At 58.8% G+C, this 19961-nt stretch carries 16 protein-coding genes, 4 tRNA genes and 1 pseudogene; 8 read left to right on the top strand and 13 right to left on the bottom strand.

Annotated elements, in window-relative coordinates; genetic code table 11:
• Positions 1-26 precede the first annotated feature (26 nt).
• Positions 27-2261 carry a DNA internalization-related competence protein ComEC/Rec2 gene (locus C7534_RS05405; RefSeq protein WP_109785201.1) on the bottom strand — a complete coding sequence of 745 codons (2235 nt, stop codon included), beginning with the start codon at positions 2259-2261 and terminating at the stop codon, positions 27-29.
• 135 nt (positions 2262-2396) lie between these two features.
• Between C7534_RS05405 and C7534_RS05400 the strand changes: the two genes are divergently transcribed.
• Positions 2397-2912: a DUF2062 domain-containing protein gene (locus C7534_RS05400; RefSeq protein ID WP_046031666.1), complete on the top strand. Its 516-nt coding sequence runs from the start codon at positions 2397-2399 to the stop codon at positions 2910-2912.
• A gap of 72 nt (positions 2913-2984) precedes the next feature.
• Here C7534_RS05400 and C7534_RS05395 read toward each other — a convergent pair whose 3' ends face one another.
• From C7534_RS05395 to C7534_RS05380, 4 genes are all read right to left on the bottom strand, one after another.
• Entirely contained in the window at positions 2985-3764 is a 780-nt protein-coding gene (locus tag C7534_RS05395) for an ABC transporter permease (RefSeq protein WP_046031665.1), read from the bottom strand.
• Positions 3761-4693, bottom strand: coding sequence for an ABC transporter ATP-binding protein (locus C7534_RS05390; protein ID WP_046031664.1), 933 nt, complete (start codon positions 4691-4693; stop codon positions 3761-3763). Before C7534_RS05390 ends, C7534_RS05395 begins: the two co-directional genes overlap by 4 nt.
• A gap of 131 nt (positions 4694-4824) precedes the next feature.
• Entirely contained in the window at positions 4825-5448 is a 624-nt protein-coding gene (locus C7534_RS05385; RefSeq protein WP_109785200.1) for a glutathione S-transferase family protein, read from the bottom strand.
• 43 nt (positions 5449-5491) lie between these two features.
• Positions 5492-6151, bottom strand: a complete 660-nt coding sequence (locus C7534_RS05380) for a transglutaminase-like domain-containing protein (protein ID WP_109785199.1) — start codon at positions 6149-6151, stop codon at positions 5492-5494.
• Positions 6152-6399: 248 nt separating this feature from the next.
• On the opposite strand from C7534_RS05380, the gene C7534_RS05375 reads away from it, so the two are divergent.
• Both C7534_RS05375 and C7534_RS05370 read left to right on the top strand, forming a co-directional pair.
• Complete coding sequence (locus C7534_RS05375) at positions 6400-8847, top strand: acyl-CoA dehydrogenase (protein ID WP_109785198.1); 2448 nt, start codon at positions 6400-6402, stop codon at positions 8845-8847.
• 83 nt (positions 8848-8930) lie between these two features.
• Positions 8931-9338 (top strand): PA2817 family protein, encoded by a 408-nt coding sequence (locus tag C7534_RS05370; RefSeq protein ID WP_046031660.1) that lies wholly within the window; start codon positions 8931-8933, stop codon positions 9336-9338.
• Positions 9339-9395: 57 nt separating this feature from the next.
• On the opposite strand, the gene C7534_RS05365 is transcribed toward C7534_RS05370, so the two are convergent.
• Positions 9396-10394: a LysR family transcriptional regulator gene (locus C7534_RS05365; RefSeq protein ID WP_109785197.1), complete on the bottom strand. Its 999-nt coding sequence runs from the start codon at positions 10392-10394 to the stop codon at positions 9396-9398.
• 90 nt (positions 10395-10484) lie between these two features.
• Here C7534_RS05365 and C7534_RS05360 point away from each other — a divergent pair, with 90 nt between their 5' ends.
• The 4 genes from C7534_RS05360 to C7534_RS05345 all read left to right on the top strand — a co-directional run bounded on the left by C7534_RS05360 (position 10485) and on the right by C7534_RS05345 (position 14549).
• Positions 10485-11111, top strand: coding sequence for a hypothetical protein (locus C7534_RS05360; RefSeq protein ID WP_109785196.1), 627 nt, complete (start codon positions 10485-10487; stop codon positions 11109-11111).
• A 92-nt stretch (positions 11112-11203) separates the two neighbouring features.
• Positions 11204-11974: a 2OG-Fe(II) oxygenase gene (locus C7534_RS05355; RefSeq protein WP_046031657.1), complete on the top strand. Its 771-nt coding sequence runs from the start codon at positions 11204-11206 to the stop codon at positions 11972-11974.
• A gap of 1 nt (position 11975) precedes the next feature.
• A complete protein-coding gene (locus tag C7534_RS05350; RefSeq protein WP_109785195.1) occupies positions 11976-12614 on the top strand; it encodes a LysE family translocator in 639 nt (212 codons plus the stop codon).
• Positions 12615-12809: 195 nt separating this feature from the next.
• On the top strand, positions 12810-14549 hold the full coding sequence (locus C7534_RS05345) for a dipeptidase (protein WP_109785194.1): 1740 nt from the start codon (positions 12810-12812) through the stop codon (positions 14547-14549).
• A 275-nt stretch (positions 14550-14824) separates the two neighbouring features.
• Here C7534_RS05345 and C7534_RS05340 read toward each other — a convergent pair.
• The 4 genes from C7534_RS05340 to C7534_RS05325 form a co-directional block, all read right to left on the bottom strand.
• Positions 14825-14900, bottom strand: a tRNA-Gly gene (locus C7534_RS05340).
• A 3-nt stretch (positions 14901-14903) separates the two neighbouring features.
• A tRNA-Glu gene (locus C7534_RS05335) sits at positions 14904-14979 on the bottom strand.
• Between the two features lie 105 nt (positions 14980-15084).
• A tRNA-Gly gene (locus tag C7534_RS05330) sits at positions 15085-15160 on the bottom strand.
• 2 nt (positions 15161-15162) lie between these two features.
• Positions 15163-15238 (bottom strand) — tRNA-Glu (locus C7534_RS05325).
• A 378-nt stretch (positions 15239-15616) separates the two neighbouring features.
• Between C7534_RS05325 and C7534_RS05320 the strand changes: the two genes are divergently transcribed.
• The gene (locus C7534_RS05320; RefSeq protein WP_109785193.1) at positions 15617-16387 is read left to right on the top strand and encodes a hypothetical protein; all 771 of its coding nucleotides are present in this window, start codon (positions 15617-15619) and stop codon (positions 16385-16387) included.
• Positions 16388-16462: 75 nt separating this feature from the next.
• On the opposite strand, the gene C7534_RS33220 is transcribed toward C7534_RS05320, so the two are convergent.
• The 3 genes and pseudogenes from C7534_RS33220 to C7534_RS05310 all read right to left on the bottom strand — a co-directional run bounded on the left by C7534_RS33220 (position 16463) and on the right by C7534_RS05310 (position 19927).
• Positions 16463-17326 carry a methyl-accepting chemotaxis protein gene (locus C7534_RS33220; RefSeq protein WP_371916732.1) on the bottom strand — a complete coding sequence of 288 codons (864 nt, stop codon included), beginning with the start codon at positions 17324-17326 and terminating at the stop codon, positions 16463-16465.
• Positions 17324-17548 (bottom strand): annotated as a pseudogene (locus C7534_RS33215) (HAMP domain-containing protein); the annotation flags it as partial. The gene C7534_RS33220 and the pseudogene C7534_RS33215, both read right to left, overlap by 3 nt.
• 987 nt (positions 17549-18535) lie before the next feature.
• Complete coding sequence (locus C7534_RS05310; protein WP_109785192.1) at positions 18536-19927, bottom strand: aminotransferase-like domain-containing protein; 1392 nt, start codon at positions 19925-19927, stop codon at positions 18536-18538.
• Positions 19928-19961 lie beyond the last annotated feature (34 nt).

Here is a 19961-nt window from a genome sequence, read left to right as displayed (position 1 = left end):
TCCGGTCGGGCTTTAATAACTCTCGGCTATTTGTTGAGCGGTGGCGGATCGCGCCAGAAACGCCGATCCAGACGCATCGTCCACGGCGGTTTGAAACGGCCCAATTGCAGATGAATGGCGCCGTGCTCGGCGCTGTCGTAGATCATCATGCCGAGCTTTTTATAGCGCGCCACCACGGTGGGGTGCGGATGGCCAAAGGAATTGCCTTGCCCACGGGAAATCAGCACGGCCTTGGGTTGCAGCGCGCTCAACAGCGCCATCGACGAGGAACTGCGGCTGCCATGATGAGGTGACTGCAACCAATCGGTGTTTTGTGCGAGAGGACTTTCAAGCAACGCCCGCTCGGCAGCGGTGTCGATATCACCGGTCAGCAACAGTCGCTCGCCGCTGGCTTCTATTTGCAATACGCAGGATTTCTGATTGCGGTCATGGGCTGACGTCCATTGCCACAGTTCGAAGTGCACGCCGTCCCAGGTCCATTGCCGACCACTTTCACAGCCCTCGGCGTGCAGTTCGGCAGGCAGCCCCTCGGGATCGCCACTGAGTACCCGACTGACCGGCAAACCATTGGCCACTGCTCGCGCACCACCAGCGTGATCGGCATCGGCGTGGCTGATCAGCATCAGGTCGAGCCCCTTCACCCCCAGTTTGCGCAACGAAGGCAGGACCACCCGCTCACCGAGGTCGAAATCGCCGAAACGAGGCCCGGTGTCATACAGCAGCGTGTGATAGCGAGTACGCACCAGGATGGCCAATCCTTGGCCGACGTCCAGTTGCCAGACATCGGCCCGGCCTTCAGGCAACAACGGTCGAGGTGGAAACACCAGCATCAACAGCAGCGGCCAGCCCAAAGGGCGTAGCGCAACGCCTCGCGGCATCAAGAGTAGAAAGGCCCCCAATGTGCCGAGCGCCCAACTCCACAGCGGTACCGCCGCCGGTAACCACGCAGGCAGTTGCCCGGCCATTAATGCCAGTGCCCTGAACAGCCAGTCGATCAACCCGCCCGCCAGCCACAGCAACCCTTCGCCCACATAAGGGACGGGTAATAACAATGTGCCGAGCAAGGCTGGTGGCAACACCAGCAGACTGATCCAGGGCACCGCCAGCAAATTGGCCACAGGCCCGCTGATGCTGATCGGCAAGCCCAGCACCAACAACAACGGGCACAAACCGATTGCAATCAGCCACTGGGCCCGAGTCCAGGTTTGCCACCATCGCCAGGGGCCCAACCGCCCGCCAAAGGTGAAGATCAACACCGCCACTGCTGCAAAAGATAGCCAGAAGCCTGGTTGCAGACTGGCCAGCGGATCCACCAGCAAAACGCCATTCAACGCCAGCAACAGCGGCCACCACGCACCGAGGTGACGAAAACGCAGCCGCCACAACAGCACCAGCCCGATCATCACGCACCCGCGTTGCACCGGTACGTCGAAACCGGCCAGTAACCCATAAGCCAGCGCTGCCGAGAACGCCAGCCCGCACGCCCATGGCAGCCAGGGTAAACGCCCTGGCCACAGCCCCAAACGCGCCAACCCTGTGATCAGCAGATAGACCAATCCCGCCAGCAAGCCGATGTGCTGCCCAGAAATCACCAGCAGATGCACGGTGCCGGTGTCTTGCAGCACTTGCCATTCCTCACGGCTCAGCCCGGCGCCATCGCCCAGCACCAGCGCCGTCAACGCCCCGGTTCGGCCCTGGGCATCTACGGCTTGCAAACGCCGACGGATGCCGTCGCGCCAGGCCCATCGGGCTTCGGCGACCAATTCGCCGTCCTTGACCGTGCCGGTCGCACCGATGCGTTGAGCCAGCAGCCAGGCGTCATAATCGAACGCATGCGGATTGAGCAGCCCGGCAGGACGCTTCAATTTGACCGCCAGCCGCCACCGTTCGCCGCTATTGACGGGCGGCCCGCCATACCAGGCCAGACGCAGGTGTCGGGGCAGTTTGGTTCGGCGTGACTGGCTGTCCGTCAGCTCGAAACGCACCACGCCGTCTGCCTGTTGCTGCAGGCCCGTTACCCGCCCTTCGACCCAGCGCGTCTCGCCATCGAGTGTGTGTGGCAACCGATCATCCAGCGCCCACTGCGCGTTCGCGCACGCCCAACTGAAGCCGAACAGGAAAAACGCCAATGGATACGAGCGAAACGGCAACACCATCAAACCGACTAACGGCAGCAACCCCCATAACCCAACCGGCGGTAGTTCCGGCAAAAACCTCAGGGCCAGCAAACCCAACGCCAGCGCTATCATCCCTGTGCGCATACGCTCATCCTTGAGAGTTCCTCCCTAGGCATAGCCGGCTAACCGCACAGGCGCCGTTATTAATTGTCACAAAGTCTGAATGGGCGCTTCGTAGAATCCAGACATACTTGCCGCCTTAACCGACCGAGAAGCCTTATGCCCCGGCGCTTATTCAAACGTTACATGCCAGACCCGACCAGCATCAGGGAACACAAGTCCTTACGCTTTCTCGGCACCTTGCTGCATGACCCCAACCTCTGGCACCTCAACCGCCACTCTGTGGCCCGGGCGATGGCGGTCGGCCTGTTCGCGGCGTTTCTGCCGATCCCGTTTCAAATGCTGCTGGCGGCCGTTCTTTCCATCATGGTGCGGGGCAACATACCGATTGCGGTGAGCCTGGTCTGGCTGACCAACCCGATCACCATGCCAGCGGTGTTTTATTGCACTTACCAGACCGGTGCCTGGCTGCTGGATGTGCCCGCTCGGCAGTTGCCAGATGCATTGACCTGGGAATGGGTCAGCAGCGAACTCTCGACACTGTGGCAACCATTTTTGCTGGGCTCGGTCGTCACCGGACTGGTGCTGGGCGCCCTCGCCTACTGCCTGACCATGCTGTACTGGCGCTGGTGGGTGGCGCGGCAGTGGAAACGGCGCAAGAAAAGCCGGCTGTAGAATGCAAAACGGCCTCCAATGTGGAGGCCGTTTTTTATGCGGTGTCTGGGTAAGCGTCTTGGCGATCCTGAATCAGGTACGCATCCCGCGACCGCTGACCAGCAAACGTGCGCAACCGATGTACAACACGACAGTCGCCACCAGCATGAAGGTGATGGCGATGCTGATCTTGATGTCCGACACACCGAGGATGCCATAACGGAAGGCGTTGACCATGTGCAGCACCGGGTTCGCCAGGGACACGGTCTGCCAGAACGGTGGCAACAGGGAAATCGAGTAGAACACCCCGCCCAGGTAGGTCAGCGGTGTCAGTACGAATGTCGGAATGATCGAGATGTCATCGAAGTTGCGTGCAAACACAGCGTTGATGAAGCCCAGCAGCGAGAAGATCGTCGCCGTCAGCACCACCACCAGAATAGTCACGCCCAGGTGATGCACCTGCAAATGCGTAAAGAACAGCGACAGCAACGTCACGATGATCCCGACCATCAACCCGCGCAGCACGCCGCCCAGTGTGTAGCCGATCAGAATCGTATGCGGTGACACTGGCGACACCATCAATTCCTCGATGGAGCGCTGGAACTTGCTACCAAAGAAACTCGACACCACGTTGCCATAGGAGTTGGTGATCACCGACATCATGATCAGCCCCGGCACGATGTACTCCATGTAGGTGAAGCCGCCCATGTCACCGATCTGGCGACCGATCAGGTTGCCGAAGATCACGAAGTACAAAACCATGGTGATGGCCGGCGGCAGCAATGTCTGCGGCCAGATCCGGGTAAAGCGCCGGACCTCACGGTAAACGATGGTATTGAGGGCAACGAGGTTGGGCTGCAGCTCGGAACTCATACCGCCACCTTCGACAGATTTTTCTCCACCAGGGACACGAACAACTCCTCTAGGCGATTGGTTTTGTTACGCAGGCTCAGCACTTCGATGTTCTGCTGCGCCAACTGGGTAAACAGCGCGGTGATGCCCATGGCCTTGTCGACCTGGACTTCCAGCGTGTGGCCGTCAAGCAGCCGGGTCGGGTAGCCGAGCAACTGCGGCGCACTGTTCAGGGTGTTTTTGATGTCGAGCAGGAACGTCTCCACATGCAGCTGGCTGAGCAACTGTTTCATGCTGGTGTTCTCGACGATGGTGCCGTGGTCGATGATGCCGATGTTGCGGCACAACTGCTCAGCCTCTTCCAGATAGTGCGTGGTGAGGATGATGGTGATGCCTTTCTTGTTCAGCTCGGTGAGAAAGGTCCACATCGAACGACGCAACTCGATGTCCACACCTGCCGTCGGTTCGTCGAGGATAAGCAAACGCGGTTCGTGAACCAGCGCGCGCGCAATCATCAATCGACGTTTCATGCCACCGGACAGCGAGCGTGACGGCGTATCGCGCTTATCCCACAGCCCCAGTTGGGTCAGGTATTGCTCGGCGCGTTCCTTGGCGACTTTCGCCGGAATGCCGTAGTAACCGGCCTGGGTCACCACGATATCGAAGGTCTTTTCGAACTGGTTGAAGTTGAATTCCTGGGGCACCACGCCGATGGAGCGTTTGAGCTGCGCAGGATTCTTGTCCAGGTCGTGGCCGAAGATATTCACCGTTCCGCTGGTCTTGTTCACCAAGGTCGAGAGAATGCCGATGGTCGTGGATTTGCCGGCGCCGTTCGGGCCGAGCAAGGCGAAAAAGTCACCTTCGGCAACGTCCAGATCGATACCACTCAGGGCCTGGAAACCGTTGCCGTAGGTTTTGGTTAGCTGCCGGATGGACAGAGCGGAACTCATATCGGATTACGCACCAAGAAGGAAAAAAGGAATAAAAGACTGCTGGCGGCGACAGGTACAACCGCGGCACATGGGCGCAATGGTGCTTGTCGCCGCCACACAAGTACAGTCAAGTGTGTCGATAGTGAGTATTAAGTCAACGCGGTCATGACTGCTTTTTGATAGGCAGGACGTTGTTTCAACCGGGCATACCAAGCTTCAAGGTGCGGCTGCGACGCGCGCTCGATTGGCATCTCGAACCAGGCATAAATAAAACTGCCGAGGGGGATGTCGCCCATGCCGATCTCATCGCCGGACAGGTAGGATTGGGTCGACAACGCTTGATTGGCCATCGACAGCAACTCGTCGCACTCCTTGATCGCCGCCTTGATGGCCGGCCAGTCCTGCTTGTCGGCCGGCGTGCGCAACACGCCCCAGAATACGGTGCGGAAGGGGCCGGCAAAACTTGAAGTGGTCCAGTCCATCCACTTGTCAGCCGTGGCGCGGGCTTGCAGGTTCGCTGGATACCAAGACGTGCTGTTGGCATGGAGGGCCATCAAGTAACGCACGATGGCGTTGGATTCCCACAACACAAAACCGTCGTCTTCGATCACCGGTACGCGACCATTGGGGTTCATTGCACGGTACTGCGGCGTATCGACCACACCAAAAGCACCGCCCGCATCGATGGCCTCGTAGGCCAGCCCCAGCTCTTCGGCGGCCCACAAAGGCTTTCTGACATTCGACGAGTTTTTCCGACCCCAGATCTTCAGCATGACCGCCTCTTTTTCGATAAGTGGGCAGGCAGCATACGCCGGATCAGGCGCGACTCAAATCGCTCTGCATATCACCCAGCAACGTGGGTAGCTTGTCGCTGAACAGGTGCGGATAGCACTTTTCCAGGTGCTCGAAAAAGAACGTTTCCGGCACATCGGCGAACTGGCCGTGATCAACCAGGTACTCCATCAACTGCGCGCCATCGCGATTGAACGGATGAAAGACGCTGTCGTTGATGCCGTCGAATTCCAGCGGCGCAACATTGAACAGTTCACAGAGTTTTTGATTGAACGCCGGTGTCGCCTTGACCCAGCGGTCGTTCAGATACAACTCCGTGTAGCCATGCATCGCGAACACATCGCTCTTGAGCAATTCGAGCAAGCGTGGCGTCGACAGGTGATTGCGAACGTCAGCCAGACCAATGCGTGCCGGGATCCCGCAATGCCGGGCAGCGCCCGCCAGTAGCGTGGCTTTGGGCACGCAATAGCTTTCCCCCGTTGCCAGCGCATAACTGCCGCACAACGTCTGCGGATCGCGGCTGAACGTGTAGGGGTTGTAGCGCACGGCCTCACGCACGGCGTAATAAAGGTTGATCGCCTGCTCGATCGGATCTCGACGGCTGCCGCGATGTATTTCGGCGAACTCCACCACCGAGGGGTGGTCACTATCGATGAAGCGGCCGGGGCTCAGGTACTCGTGCATGAGAATAATCTCCAGGGGAAGCCTCGAGTCTAGCGACAGCTTCAGCACAGAGATAACGACGTTTCGGCCAAACTTGGGCGCATTGTCGCGTAGGAAACGAACCATTTCCCGAGCGTGTTGCCAACCGAACCTACAAAACTCACCCAAGGTTTCCCACGAATTCAATCACATCGCTCTGACCACCCTGTTTGGCGGATGCCGTCTAAGCTCTGAAGGTTGGTTTTACCCTGGTTCACGGAGGATTAAATATGCTGCTGTTGTGGATACTGGTTCTGGTTGTCGGGATCGCCTGGTTAGCCCATCGTCGCATCGCCCCCCTGCCCGCTCTCTGCATCGTTGCCGTCTATGTGGTGGCCATGGGCGCTTTCAGCCGCGCGCCCGGTTGGCTGCTGCTGTTGCTCTGGGTGTTGATCGCCGCCGTTGCAGCGCCATTGCTGCTGCCCGACCTGCGTCGCAAGTTCTTCAGCGCGCCGCTGTTCAACTGGTTCCAGAAGACCCTGCCGCCGATGTCGCAAACCGAACGCGACGCCATCGATGCCGGCACAGTGTGGTGGGACGGTGAGCTGTTCAGCGGTCGCCCCGACTGGAACAAACTGCTGTCCTATCCCAAAGCCCAACTGAGCGAAGAGGAACAGGCATTCATTGATGGCCCGACCGAAGAACTGTGCGCCATGGTCACCGACTGGCAGATCGGGCAAGACATGGACCTGCCCGCCGAAGCCTGGACGCATATCAAGGACAACGGCTTCTTCGCGCTGATCATTCCCAAGGAATACGGCGGCAAGGGCTTCTCCGCCTATGCCCACTCACAGGTCGCCATGAAACTGGCGACCCGCAGCGGCGACCTTGCGTCCACCGTGATGGTCCCCAATTCCCTCGGCCCCGCCGAGCTACTGCTGCATTACGGCACCGATGAACAGCGCAACCATTACCTGCCTCGCCTGGCCCGTGGTGACGACATTCCCTGCTTCGCATTGACCGGCCCACTGGCCGGCTCCGACGCGGGGGCAATGCCCGACACCGGGGTCATCTGCAAAGGTGAATGGGAAGGCAAGGAAACGCTGGGCCTGCGCCTGAACTGGGAAAAGCGTTACATCACCCTCGGCCCGGTGGCGACCCTGCTCGGCCTCGCCTTCAAGGCTTATGACCCGGACCATTTACTGGGCGACAAGGAAGACCTTGGCATCAGCCTGGCCCTGATTCCGACAGACACCGCCGGTGTTGAAATCGGCCGCCGTCACCTGCCGCTGGGGGCCGCGTTCATGAACGGCCCGAACGCTGGCAAGGACGTGTTCGTGCCGCTCGACTTCCTCATCGGCGGCCAGGACATGCTCGGCAAAGGCTGGATGATGCTGATGAATTGCCTGTCGGTCGGGCGTTCGATTTCATTGCCTGCCGTTGGCACCGGCGCCGCCAAATTCACCAGCCTGGTGACCGGTCAATACGCTCAGGTTCGCGAACAATTCAACGTTCCACTGTCGGCGTTCGAAGGGATTCAGGAAGCCATGGCGCGCATCGGCGGCAACGCCTGGATGATGGACGCGGCGCGCATGCTGACCGCCAACGCGGTGGATCTGGGCGAGAAACCGTCGGTGCTGTCGGCGATTCTCAAGTACCACCTCACCGAACGCGGCCGCGAGTGCATCAGCCATGCGATGGATGTTCACGGCGGCAAAGCCATCATCATGGGGCCGAACAATTACCTCGGTCGCAGCTGGAATGGCGCGCCGATTTTCATCACCGTCGAAGGCGCGAACATTCTCTCGCGCAACCTGATGATCTTCGGCCAGGGGGCGATTCGTTGCCATCCGTTCGTGCTCAAGGAAATGGCCCTCGCCGGTCGTGAGGACAAGGATCAGGCGCTCACCGAGTTCGATGGCCTGCTGCTCAAGCACATCGGTTTTGCCATGAGTAACGCCGCCAGCACACTGGTGCTGAACCTGGGGTTCGGGCATTTCGAACACACGCCGGGCAACAAGCTCAGCCAGGGTTACTTCCGCGCCCTTAATCGTCAGGCTGCGGCGTTTGCCCTGCTGGCGGACCTGAGCATGATGCTGCTGGGCGGCGAACTGAAACGTCGCGAGCGTCTGTCAGCACGACTGGGGGATGTACTCAGCAACTTGTACCTCGCCTCTGCCGCCCTCAAGCGTTACCACGATCTCGACTCACCGGAACACATGGCGCCGTTGTTCACTTGGGCCATGGAAGAAAGCCTGGGTCAGTCGGAGCGTGCGCTGGATGAGCTGCTGACCAATTTCCCGAACAGGGTGTTGGGTTGCCTGATGCGGGTGATCGTGTTTCCGTTCGGCCGTCGACACAAAGGTCCATCGGACAAGCTCGGGGCCGAAGTGGCCGCCGTGATTGGCCGCGCCAAGGGCGACCCGACCCTGGAAGAGTTGCTGGGCGGTTGCTACCGTCCGCAATCGGCCGATGATGCCGTCGGCGCATTGCAACATGCCTGCAATTTGCTCAACGCCGCGCAGCCGCTGCAGAAAAAGCTGCACGTGGCCCTCAAAAGTGGCCAGGTCAAACCGGCCGCCGGGGAACACATCATCGATGCCGCGCTGGAGGCCGGTGTCTTGCAGGCAATGGAAGCGCAGACTCTGCGTATCGCCGAAACGGCCCGACGCAAGGTGATTGATGTCGATGATTTCGACAAAGAGGAGCTGGCACTGGCTCAAGGAAAGGTCCGCTGATCCAGCCGAACATGTCGGTCCATGCAAAAAGGGCGCAGGCGCTTTATACTCCCGCGCCCGTTTTGCTCTTGAGGACTTATCTCGTGTCCAACGTCGTTGCCGATCATCTCGTCTTGCTTGACCACTTGCGCAGCATCCTGGTCGCCGTGGGTGAGGCCGAGCAGGTTCCCGAAGAAAGCCATGCCTTGTTCCTGGAGCGCTTCGACGAGTTGCGTGCGTTGCTGCCGGTCGACCCGATCGAAAGCCAATACCTGGGCCAGGACATTCTCTGCCAGGTCATCACCCGCTACCCGCAAATTGCCCACCTGGTCCCGCGCGACCTGCTGTGGTACTTCGCCGGTGACTGCCTGCATTACATGCCCGATGATGAAATCGATATGTATCAGGCGCTGGAAGAGCGTCGCTTCGAAGCGGAACAAAACGACGAACCGTTCGACTGGAATCAGGAAAAACAGCTGCTGTCGATGTCGAACGAAGACAGCAAGCACTGATCCCGGTCCTGCAATGAAAAAGGCCCGCATGATTAACATGCGGGCCTTTTTTTGCGCTCAGAACAAGCCGTCACTCTCCGGCATTTCATATTCCGATGAGGACCAAACCGGACCATTGGACTTACCGGGCTTGCCCAGCGTCGGCTCCTTCTCCAGACACGTCACCAGGTAATCAATCAGCACCCGTATCTTGGGCGGCAGGTACCGGGTTGGCGAATGCAGCAACCAGGCACCTCCGTGGTAGGACGCCAGAAAGGTCCAGTCCGGCAGCACCTGCACCATCAACCCTTTCTCCAGGGCATGGCGCGCAGTGAAATAGGGCAAGCTGCCAATGCCGATATGCTGCAACACCGCGCCATAACGTACGCCGGTGTGATTGGCGGCATATCGCCCACGCACACCGACGGTCACCGATTTGCTGCCCTTCCTGAATTTCCAGCGCGCATCGCTCGGGGTTTCACCCAGGTAAATGCAACTGTGATTAAGCAAGTCATGGGGGTGAGTCGGCGTACCGTGTTCAGCCAGATACTGCGGTGTCGCGCAGAGCAAATGGTCGATGGTGAGCAACTGCCGACCCACCAGCCCTGCTGGCGGCCGGTCGGTAATGCGAATCGCCAGGTCGACGTTGTCGTCGATCAAATCAACCTGCCGGTCCTCAAGCAATAGCTCCACGTCCACTTTTGGATAACGGCGTAAAAACTCCGGCATATGCGGGTGAATCACGATCCGGCCTACCGCTTTCGGGACGCTGATACGCACCAGCCCTTCGGGTTCGTCAGTGAACTGGCCACTGATTTCCATCACTGACTTGGCCGCGCTGACCATTTCCTGACAACGCTTGAACACCTCTTCGCCACCGTCGCTCAGGCGCAGTTTGCGCGTGGTGCGTTGCAGTAGACGCGTGGCCAGGGCCTTCTCCAGTCGCGAAATACTACGACTCACTGCCGAGGGTGAAGCCCCCAGTTGGCGCGCGGCTTCGGAGAAGCTGCCGGTCTCGACAACCTTGACGAAAATCGCCATTTCACCGAGCAGCGGCAGTGGAAGATTTATGCTCACAGCGCAACAGTCCTTTGATGTTTGAACGGATTATCACGCAATTCCACGCTTCATATAATAAAAAAAGAAACTTTAATCAGGGCATGGAATATGACGCTCCGCCTCTTTTTCCATAGTGATGACCTCAAGGCTAATGTGGAAGTCTTGGAGTGCACGCCCCACGAGAACGAATTTGCCGTGGTGCTGCGCGCCACGCTGTTTCACCCGCAAGGTGGCGGCCAGCCTTTTGATACCGGCTGGATCGGCGATAGTCAGGTACTGCGTGTCGTCCAGGATCCCGACCGGATCATTCATTTCGTCGATCAACCGGTTAAACCCGGCATGACCCAGATTCGTATCGACGAAGAGCGGCGCCAGTTCAATACGCGCATGCATTCCGCCGGGCATTTGATTGGTCATTTCGTCCAGGCCAGAGGCTGGATGCCGACCAAGGCGCATCACTGGCCGGACGAAGGTCGGGTGCAGTTCAAAGCGCTGGAAAGTGCCCAGGAGCTCGATGTCGAATCCGTTCAACTCGGCATCGCACAGTTTATTGGCCAGGATTGGCCGCGCCTGACGTCATTGCGTGAAGGCGCCCGGGAAATCGGTTTCGGTGAACTGCCCGCCTATGGCTGCGGCGGCACCCATGTACGTAGCCTGAAGGAATTAGGCACGGTCACGATCGCTTCCCTTTCATTGAAAAAGGGAACGCTGTCAGTCCACTACTCCGTGGATTGAGCATTTGGGCGATGCCGGCAACGTCATCGCCTGACGCCGGGGGAGCCTGCGCTCGCGGGTTCTGTTGACTATCTGATAGATGGACCTAAGACATGATGCTTGACGTCGAGCGTCTCGATGAGACGTGCATAAAAAAACTGGCCAACGAAGAAGTCCTCGCCATCCGCGTCAAAGGCTTGCTGCCCCAGCCGCTGGCGATTCAGATTGGCGACAAGATCCTCGCCCCGGGCTTCGAAGGCTATATCAATGCGCCAAGTATCGGCCGTATCGGCATGGCGTTTTATGAAGCGGAAAACCAGCCACTGCTGATCGAGGACTACTTCGAACGCGCCACCCGCAATATCGCGGAATTACGTAACCGTTGCGCGCCCTATTCGTCCCCGGTCGACACCCTGCGCTGCATGCTCGACGAATCCTGGCCGGCAGGCGCTCACCTGGAAAACCTCTACGGTCGCAAGATGTATGTCGGGCTGTCACGGGTCGTGAAACCGGGGGTGTGCTTCCTCGCCCACCATGACATTTTCGCCAAGGACGCCCCGGACAGTTACCAGGCCAGAAGCCTGGAAGCGCAGTTCGCCTGCAACGTTTACCTGAACATGCCCACCGAAGGCGGCGCGCTGCAGATGTGGGACGACGACATTTCGCCGGACCAGTTCGACGAAATGCGCGGCGACAGTTACGGCATCGACCCTGCCCTGCTTGGCCCTCCCACGCTTGAGATACGTCCCGAGCCGGGTGATTTCATCATGTTCAATTCGCGCTGCATGCACTCGGTGACACCGGGTGTGGCAGATCCACGATTGAGCCTTTCGTTCTTTGTCGGCTATCGCGGCAATGCTTCACCCCTTACCTTCTGGAGTTGAAATGCTTTCGAGTTACTTGGGCGAGTTTCTGGCGCTGGCAACCATTCACTTTCTGGCCGTGGTCGCACCCGGGCCGGATTTTGCCGTCACGATTCGTCAGAGCGTGCGCTTCGGTCGGCTGGTGGGCATCTGCACGGCGCTGGGCATCGGCGCGGGGATTTCCGTGCACGTGCTTTACACGCTGCTCGGGGTCGGCGCGCTGATGCATACAACGCCTTGGTTGTTGACCGTGGCCAAGGTCGTGGGCGGCGCTTACATTTTGTACCTCGGGGTCAGCCTGTTGCGCAGCAAACCCAAGTCCGCGCTTGAGGGCGACCAGGCCGTGGACGAACCTGTCGTCAAACAAACGCTATTGAAGGCATTCACCACCGGGTTTCTGACCAACGCGACGAACCCCAAGGCGACCCTGTTTTTCCTGGCGATTTTCACCACCATCATCAGTGCCACGACACCGCTAAAGATCCAGGCGCTGTATGGGGTCTGGATGTGTTTTGTGAATGCGTTGTGGTTTGTGATCGTCGCGCTGTTCTTTTCCAGCGCCCGGGTGCGCGTGCTGTTCATGCGCATGGGGCATTGGTTTGAACGGACGATGGGGGTGATTCTGATCCTGTTTGCCGGGCGTCTGATTCTGTCGATGTAAAACCTGCGCCCACGCAAAAGGCCCGCCGAGTCTGACTCGCGGGCCTTTTTCATATCTGCGTCGCTTTTGCGTTTCTGTGCGACAGATCCTGCATCAAGGGCTCTGCATCAAGCCTACCGGGTGTTAGCTTTGAAATGTTTCTGATTAATCGATCAGATATTTCTCACAAACTGCCTGCAAAGGAATGCCCCAGCAATGGACTTTTCACTCAAGCACCTGGCCGCGACCACCCTGATGATCGCCAGCCTTTCTTCGTTCACCCCTTCTGCATTTGCCAACATCACGACGCAACAGAGCGCGGCCATCCTCAAGACGTTCAGTGAATCATCGGTCACCGACTTCAGGGAGTTCCTGGGACGCCTGGCCCAGAGTGACGTCGCCAAATCAGGCGACCTCGGCCCGGCCATCAGCGCCTTTCTCGATAACAAGGCACTTTCTTCTGAACAGCAGAACGAAATCCATCGCCTGCTTGGCCTTTATGCACGATTGAAATACGGCAGCGCGGCCACCGAGACCCTGCGTGAGCTGGTGGCCATCCCGACCTTCCGCGTGGACGGCGTCGCTCAGTACGACAATCCTGAATTCATCAAGATCGCCGACAAGATCAAAGACCTGGCCCAGTCCTTCAACCTGAATTTTCGCAACATCGACAACCGCATCTATGAAATCGCCCTTGAGGGCAGCGGCGATGAAGTGGTGGGCATTCACGCGCATGCCGATGTGGTGCCCGTGACGCCGGAGAACTGGGTACTGAAAGACGGCACCCGACTCGATCCGTTCAAGGTCACCCTGATCGGCGATCGCATGTATGGTCGGGGTACCGAGGACGACAAGAACGGCATCGTGGTGTCGCTCTATGCGATGAAGGTCATCAAGGAAGAGAAGCTGCCGCTGGCGAGGAACTTCAAGCTGCTGGTAGACACCACCGAAGAAACCACCGGCGACGCCATTCCCTACTACTTCGAACACAATCCGACACCCAACTACAACCTGGCGCTGGATGGCGGCTACCCGGTGGTGATTGCCGAGAAAGGCTACGGCACCGTCATGGCCAGCTTTGCCCGACGTGATGGCGAGGGCAAGGGTGCTGAAATCGTCTCAATGACGGGCGGACTGGCCACCAACCAGATTCCGTCGGCATCGGTTGTCACCCTGGTGAGTGACAAGCCTGACGAATTGGCCGCCAGCCTGCACAAAGCGGGTACTGAGTATGCGAAGCGCAATGGCGGTAATTTTGAGGTGACGGCCAAGGTCGTCGGCAAGGACGTGAAACTCACGGTTACCGGCGTTTCCGCCCACTCCTCCGAGCCTGAGTCAGGCGTCAACCCGGTGGCCAGGATGCTGGACTTCATCAACAGCCTCGACGGCAAGGTCGCGCTCAAACATAACCACATCACCGACGCCGCCCGCTACGCCGCCGACAACTGGGGGCTGGACTACCTGGGCGGCAAACTGGGTGTCGGTTTTTCCGATTCATTCATGGGGCCACTCACCGCGTCCCTGACTTTTGTCGGGATGGATGAAAAGGCTTTCAAGCTGGCGGTCAACCTGCGTGTACCGAAGGGCAAGTCCCCGGAAGCGCTGAACAGCGAAATCACCGATAAGCTGGCCACCTGGAGCAAGAAAAGCCACATCGCACCGACCTTCGATATCTCGATCGCCGAGCCGATGTACCGCAACCCTGAGGGTGAATGGGTCAAGGCCTTGCTGGCCGTAGCCAGCGAAAACCTGGGCATGGAGCACAAGTATGGCACCTCTGCCGGCGCCACCTCGGTCCATGAACTGCCCAATGGCGTGCAGTTTGGCCTGGCCCGGCCCGAGGTGAAATACACCGGCCACACCGACAATGAGTTCAAGACGGTCGACCAGTTCCTGCTGGACCTGCAGATCGTGACCGAAATGATGGGGCGCATCGGGCAGCTGCCGAAGCTCTGATCGCCTCTTGGACCCGCCCTGCTGGCGGGTCCAAACCACAAAACCGGAGAACGACACAATCTGTAGCAGCTGGCGAAGCCTGCGTCCGGCTGCGCAGCAGTCGTGAAATCAAATGACGCGGTGTTTCAGAAAGACCGCACACACAGGTTTTACGACTGCTTCGCAGCCGGACGCAGGCTTCGCCAGCTGCTACAAAGTGCGTTGTCGCGTGCTATGCCATAAAAAACGCACAAACAAAAACGCCGCTCATTGCTGAGCGGCGTTTTCGTTAAATATGGAGCGGGAAACGAGACTCGAACTCGCGACCCCGACCTTGGCAAGGTCGTGCTCTACCAACTGAGCTATTCCCGCAAATGGCGTCCCCTAGGGGACTCGAACCCCTGTTACCGCCGTGAAAGGGCGGTGTCCTAGGCCACTAGACGAAGGGGACACGCTAACTGAAACACATGGTGTGTATTTCAGTGCCCAAATCCGCATCCGAAGATGTCGGTTCTGGTTTCACTCAACGCCGCCCGAAAGCAACGCTGCTTAAAAATGGAGCGGGAAACGAGACTCGAACTCGCGACCCCGACCTTGGCAAGGTCGTGCTCTACCAACTGAGCTATTCCCGCATTGGCGTCCCCTAGGGGACTCGAACCCCTGTTACCGCCGTGAAAGGGCGGTGTCCTAGGCCACTAGACGAAGGGGACACACGTACAACATTCACTCCCTACCGCGTTTCGCTGTGTGCTTTACGCTGTAAGTGGCGCGCATTCTATGGATGGATTGAGGGGTCGTCAACCCCCAGATATAAATTTATTTAAATCAATGACTTCGCCCTGCTTTCAGACGCGTTTCGGGCTTTTGCGCAGCCTGGGCTCCGACGCCTATATTCCGGTCTCCTTCAAGACGCTATAGTCCACGCCATCAAGATGATGGCAATCTGAAACATCTTCGCCACCATTTATATAAGCAGAACAACGGCCGATACATTTATGGCCATAGCTGATTCAAGTCGTCGAGTGGCCTATGCGCCCCAATGGCAAGCCACTACACTCGAACGCAAACCCTATAAAGAGGTCTTACCGGTGACACCACTCATGATCACCCTGCTAGTTGTAGCCGGGATCGCACTATTGATCGCCATTGGCTACATGAACCATGTGGTGGAAAACAACAAGCTGGAAAAGGCCCGCACCAAGGTTGAACTCAACGACCGCCTGCGCCGCTGCGGCGAAATCACCGAGACCTTCCCCGGTCAGTTGATGACACCTGCGCTCAAGCTGCTGTTGACCCGCCTGGAGCTCAACGTCTGCCAACGCCTGCTCAACCTGGAAAAAACCAGCGCCAACCTCAGGGCGCGGATTACCGAGCTTGAAGCACTGGCTGGCCAAGGTGAATCGATCCCGATCAACAACCCGCCGTCACCCATCCAGACCGAAGCCAAGGCCAAGGACGTACGTTTCCTGCTCGAAGCCCTGCATGGCCAGATCACCCGCGCAGCACAAGACGGCTTCCTGCCACCCAACGAAGCCAAGCGCTGGATCCGCGAAGTCCGTCATATCCTGGTGCTGCTGCACATCGAGTTCTTCAACAACCTCGGGCAGCATTGCTTGCAACAAAACCAGCCAGGTCAGGCGCGCCTGGCGTTCGAACGCGGCGTGCAATACCTGCGCAAACAGCAGGACCCGCAGGCCTATGCCGAGCAGCTTGAGTACCTGGAGAAACTCCTGGCTCGCGCCAACGCCTTGGTGATGGACAACATCGCAGCCGTTGAGAGCGAGGCAAACCAGCTGAACACCGGCCTCAAACAAGTCGACGCCGATGCCGACTGGAAGAAGAGAGTGATCTACGACTGATCAGCAAAAACACAAAAGCCACCTGAGAAGGTGGCTTTTTTTTGGACTGTGTTTGATGGGTGACCAGGAGAACCTTCAGAGCCGGAAGTGCCCCACCATCCCTTTCAGCTCAAGCCCCAATTGAGCCAGCTCAATACTCGACGCTGCGTTGCCTTGCATCGCCAGCGACGACTGATCTGCGCTGGCACGAATACTCGTGACACTGCGATTGATCTCCTCGGCCACCGAGCTTTGCTCCTCGGCTGCCGCGGCAATCTGCTGGTTCATCTGCTGAATCAACGAGACTGCAGCGGCAATACTTCCCAGTGCACTTTCGGTCTGCAACGCATCACTGACCGCCAACTTCACCAGTTCGCCGCTGTTCTGAATCTGCTGCACCGATGACTGAGCGGCCGAGCGCAGGGCACTGACCAGCCGCTCGATCTCCTCGGTCGATTGCTGGGTACGCTTGGCCAGCGCCCGAACTTCATCGGCCACCACGGCAAAGCCCCTGCCCTGCTCACCCGCCCGTGCGGCCTCGATCGCCGCGTTGAGCGCCAACAGGTTGGTCTGCTCGGCGACACTTTTGATCACGCTGAGCACCGTGCCGATGTTCTGGATCTCTGCGCTCAGGCTTTCGATGCTGGAACTGGCCGAAGTCGCGGAATCCGCCAACTGCTCGATACGCGCCATGCTCTGGCGCACCACATGCTGACCACTTTCAACCTTGCCATCCGCCGTCTGTGCAGCCTGTGCGGCCTCCTCGGCGTTGCGCGCAACGTCGTGCACCGTCGCCGTCATCTGGTTCATCGCGGTGGCGACCTGCTCGGTTTCTTCTTTCTGACTGCTGACTTCCAGGTTGGTCTGTTCGGTCACCGCCGACAGTGAATGCGCTGAACTCGCCAATTGCTCGATACCGGCCTGCAAGCCACTGACAATACGGCTGAGCCCGGCGCCCATCTGCTGCATCGCCTGCATCAACTGGCCGATCTCGTCACGGCGGGTCACTTCAACAGTCGCACTCAAATCACCCGCAGCGATCTGCTGGGCGACACGGATCACACTGCGCAACGGCGCCACGATCAACCGGGTAATCACCCACGCGGCCACCAGGCCAACCAGCAACGCCAGGGCCGAGGAACCGAGGATCAACAACGAGTTCTTTTTCAGTTCGGCCTGCATCGACAGATCTTCGGCAACATAGGCCAGATCGACCCGCTCCACCACTTGCGCGGCGCGCTGATGCAGTTGTTCGTAGACGGTTTTTTCCTGGGCCAACAGGCCGGTGTACTCCGTCAGTTTTTCGCTGAAACTACTAATGTGGCCTGTCACCTCATTAAGGACCGTCTGATAGCCCTCGTCCTTGACCGTGGTTTTCAGCTGCTCGGCCTGGGTCAGCGCTTGATCCGCCTGTTCGATCTTGCCCTGGCCTGCGCTGTCGTCGCCCTTGCGGCTCTGGTCCAGACGCACGCGCGCTTCGTTCATCGCCTGCAACATCAATCGCGAGACCTGGCTGACCTGGCTGGCCTGCTCGATGAACTGCCCACCGTCCTTGCCTTCGGATTGCTTCAAGGTATAGGCGCCGTCATCGGCCAGACCGGATTGCAACACATCAAGGTTATTGGCCACGCTGGACACCGACCAACTGGCCATTTCCAGTGCCAGGTCCTTGGCCTGACTCAGAGAGACGAACTCATCGAACGCCTTTCGATAAGCGCCCAGCGACTGTTCGACGTCATTCATCACCGGTACGTTGGCGGCCGATGCAGACTTGAGCTGGGTCGCCAGAGCAATCAGGCCATCAACGCCCTCGTGCAGGGCATCGGCGGTTTTCGGGTTGCCATGCAAGGCGTACTCCTGCTCAAGCAGTCGCACCTTGAGCAACCCGCTATTGAGCGACGACATCTGCTTGAGTCCGTCGAAGCGATGACTGATGGTTTGCAGGGACCATACACCGATGGCAGCGACCAATGCTGTCAGCAGCAGTACCAGTACAAATCCCACACCCATTTTTTTTGCCATACCGAGGTTGGCAAAACGTCCTTGCACGGCCGAAATCATTGCACTTAGTCCCCTGACATAGTCTGTTGACGCAGATTCGCAACGGGCATACGCCAGCACAAGTCTCTGGCGTCGGAATAATGGCAAAAAGCTACGCCTGCGTCGTTTTCAGAACGCTTGAGGTCGATTCAAAGCAGTGGCCTGAAAGAATGCCCGGGCACGAGGATCACAGGCGTAAGCCACGTTGATGCGTTGCCAGTCCGTGGCCTCACCGTCGGGACTGAATGCTGTGGCAGAAGACAGCAACACACCAAAGCGCCGGGCCTGTGTGCGCACCTGAGCGTAGTTGGACAACCGTGATCGCGCCCAGATGAAAAGCCCTCCCACCGGTTTGCCGAAAACCTCCCAGTCGGCGTCTTCGAGCACTTGCAAGGCGGCCTCTCTGTCGGCGTGCAATCGTTGGCGCTGACGCTGCACCAACTTGCGATAGGCGCCGCTGGCCAACAGGCTAGCCAACACCGCCTCACAGAACATCGAGGCGCCCATGCTGCTGGTCATCTTGACCTGGGCCAGTCGTGACACAACCGCGTCACTGGCCACAATGAAGCCGATGCGCAATGAACTGCTGAGGGTTTTGGAGTAGCTGCCGAGGTAGATCACATTGTCGTCAATCCCCAGTGCCGCGAGGCGCGTGCCTGGGCCGCTGTGCAAATCGGCATGGACGTCATCCTCGATCAGCAACATGCCATGGGCTTTGGTCAGTTGCAGCACCTGCTGTGCCACCAGTGCCGTGAGACTACTGCCCGTCGGGTTGTGGCAGAAACTATGGATAAACAGCGCACGAGGCTTGTGCTTGCGCAATAGCGCTTCAAGCGCCTGCGTGTCAGGCCCGCGCGGGGTACGCGGTACCTCGATCATCGTCACGCCGTTCAGCCTGAGCAGATCGAATAACAACGAATACCCCGGGCTTTCGACCACCACGCAGTCGCCGGCCTTGAGCAACGTGCGCATGATCAGATCGAGCCCATGGGTCGCCCCTGCCGTGGTCATAATCCGTCGATCGTCCACGTTGATGTCGAATAGATGCAGACGCTTGCGGATCTGCTCACGCAAGGCAGGCAACCCCAGGGGGGTGCCGTAGTTGAACAAAGCGGCCATGTCGGTGCGACTCACCTGGCGAATGGCGTAGCTCAAATCGTCGGTTTCACGCCATCTTTCCGGCAGGCAGCCACAGCCCAGCTTGAGTGCGCCCGTGACGTCACCCTGCGTCACGTCCGCCCCTTCGAACCAATGGCCATCCTGTCGCTTCTGCGCGATTGATGCTGGAAGGGCAACAACGAAACCGGTGCCCTGACGCGGCGCCAGCACACCTTGCGCCACCAGACGCTCGCAGGCTTCGACGACGCAGGATTGACTGAGCAGATTGACCCGCGCGATTTGCCGTGCGGACGGCAGACGCGTTCCCGGCAACACATCACCCTGACGCAGCCAATCGGCCAGCGCATCGACGATTTGCTGCACGACCGGCACCAATGCCTGTCGATCGATTCTCAACTCCATGAGCAAGCAAACTCCTGTCTGTTTTGCGGGAAAC

This window comes from Pseudomonas sp. OV226, assembly GCF_003148705.1.
Lineage (GTDB): Bacteria > Pseudomonadota > Gammaproteobacteria > Pseudomonadales > Pseudomonadaceae > Aquipseudomonas.
Note: the sequence above shows the minus strand (reverse complement) of the source record. Positions and strands in the feature narration are given on the sequence as shown.

Coding starts and splice junctions, on each gene's coding strand:
- C7534_RS05405 (WP_109785201.1), bottom strand. CDS start 2,261: ATGCGCACAGGGATGATAGCGCTGGCGTTGGGTTTGCTGGCCCTGAGG.
- C7534_RS05400 (WP_046031666.1), top strand. CDS start 2,397: ATGCCCCGGCGCTTATTCAAACGTTACATGCCAGACCCGACCAGCATC.
- C7534_RS05395 (WP_046031665.1), bottom strand. CDS start 3,764: ATGAGTTCCGAGCTGCAGCCCAACCTCGTTGCCCTCAATACCATCGTT.
- C7534_RS05390 (WP_046031664.1), bottom strand. CDS start 4,693: ATGAGTTCCGCTCTGTCCATCCGGCAGCTAACCAAAACCTACGGCAAC.
- C7534_RS05385 (WP_109785200.1), bottom strand. CDS start 5,448: ATGCTGAAGATCTGGGGTCGGAAAAACTCGTCGAATGTCAGAAAGCCT.
- C7534_RS05380 (WP_109785199.1), bottom strand. CDS start 6,151: ATGCACGAGTACCTGAGCCCCGGCCGCTTCATCGATAGTGACCACCCC.
- C7534_RS05375 (WP_109785198.1), top strand. CDS start 6,400: ATGCTGCTGTTGTGGATACTGGTTCTGGTTGTCGGGATCGCCTGGTTA.
- C7534_RS05360 (WP_109785196.1), top strand. CDS start 10,485: ATGACGCTCCGCCTCTTTTTCCATAGTGATGACCTCAAGGCTAATGTG.
- C7534_RS05355 (WP_046031657.1), top strand. CDS start 11,204: ATGATGCTTGACGTCGAGCGTCTCGATGAGACGTGCATAAAAAAACTG.
- C7534_RS05350 (WP_109785195.1), top strand. CDS start 11,976: ATGCTTTCGAGTTACTTGGGCGAGTTTCTGGCGCTGGCAACCATTCAC.
- C7534_RS05345 (WP_109785194.1), top strand. CDS start 12,810: ATGGACTTTTCACTCAAGCACCTGGCCGCGACCACCCTGATGATCGCC.
- C7534_RS33220 (WP_371916732.1), bottom strand. CDS start 17,326: ATGGGCGCCGGGCTCAGCCGTATTGTCAGTGGCTTGCAGGCCGGTATC.
- C7534_RS05310 (WP_109785192.1), bottom strand. CDS start 19,927: ATGGAGTTGAGAATCGATCGACAGGCATTGGTGCCGGTCGTGCAGCAA.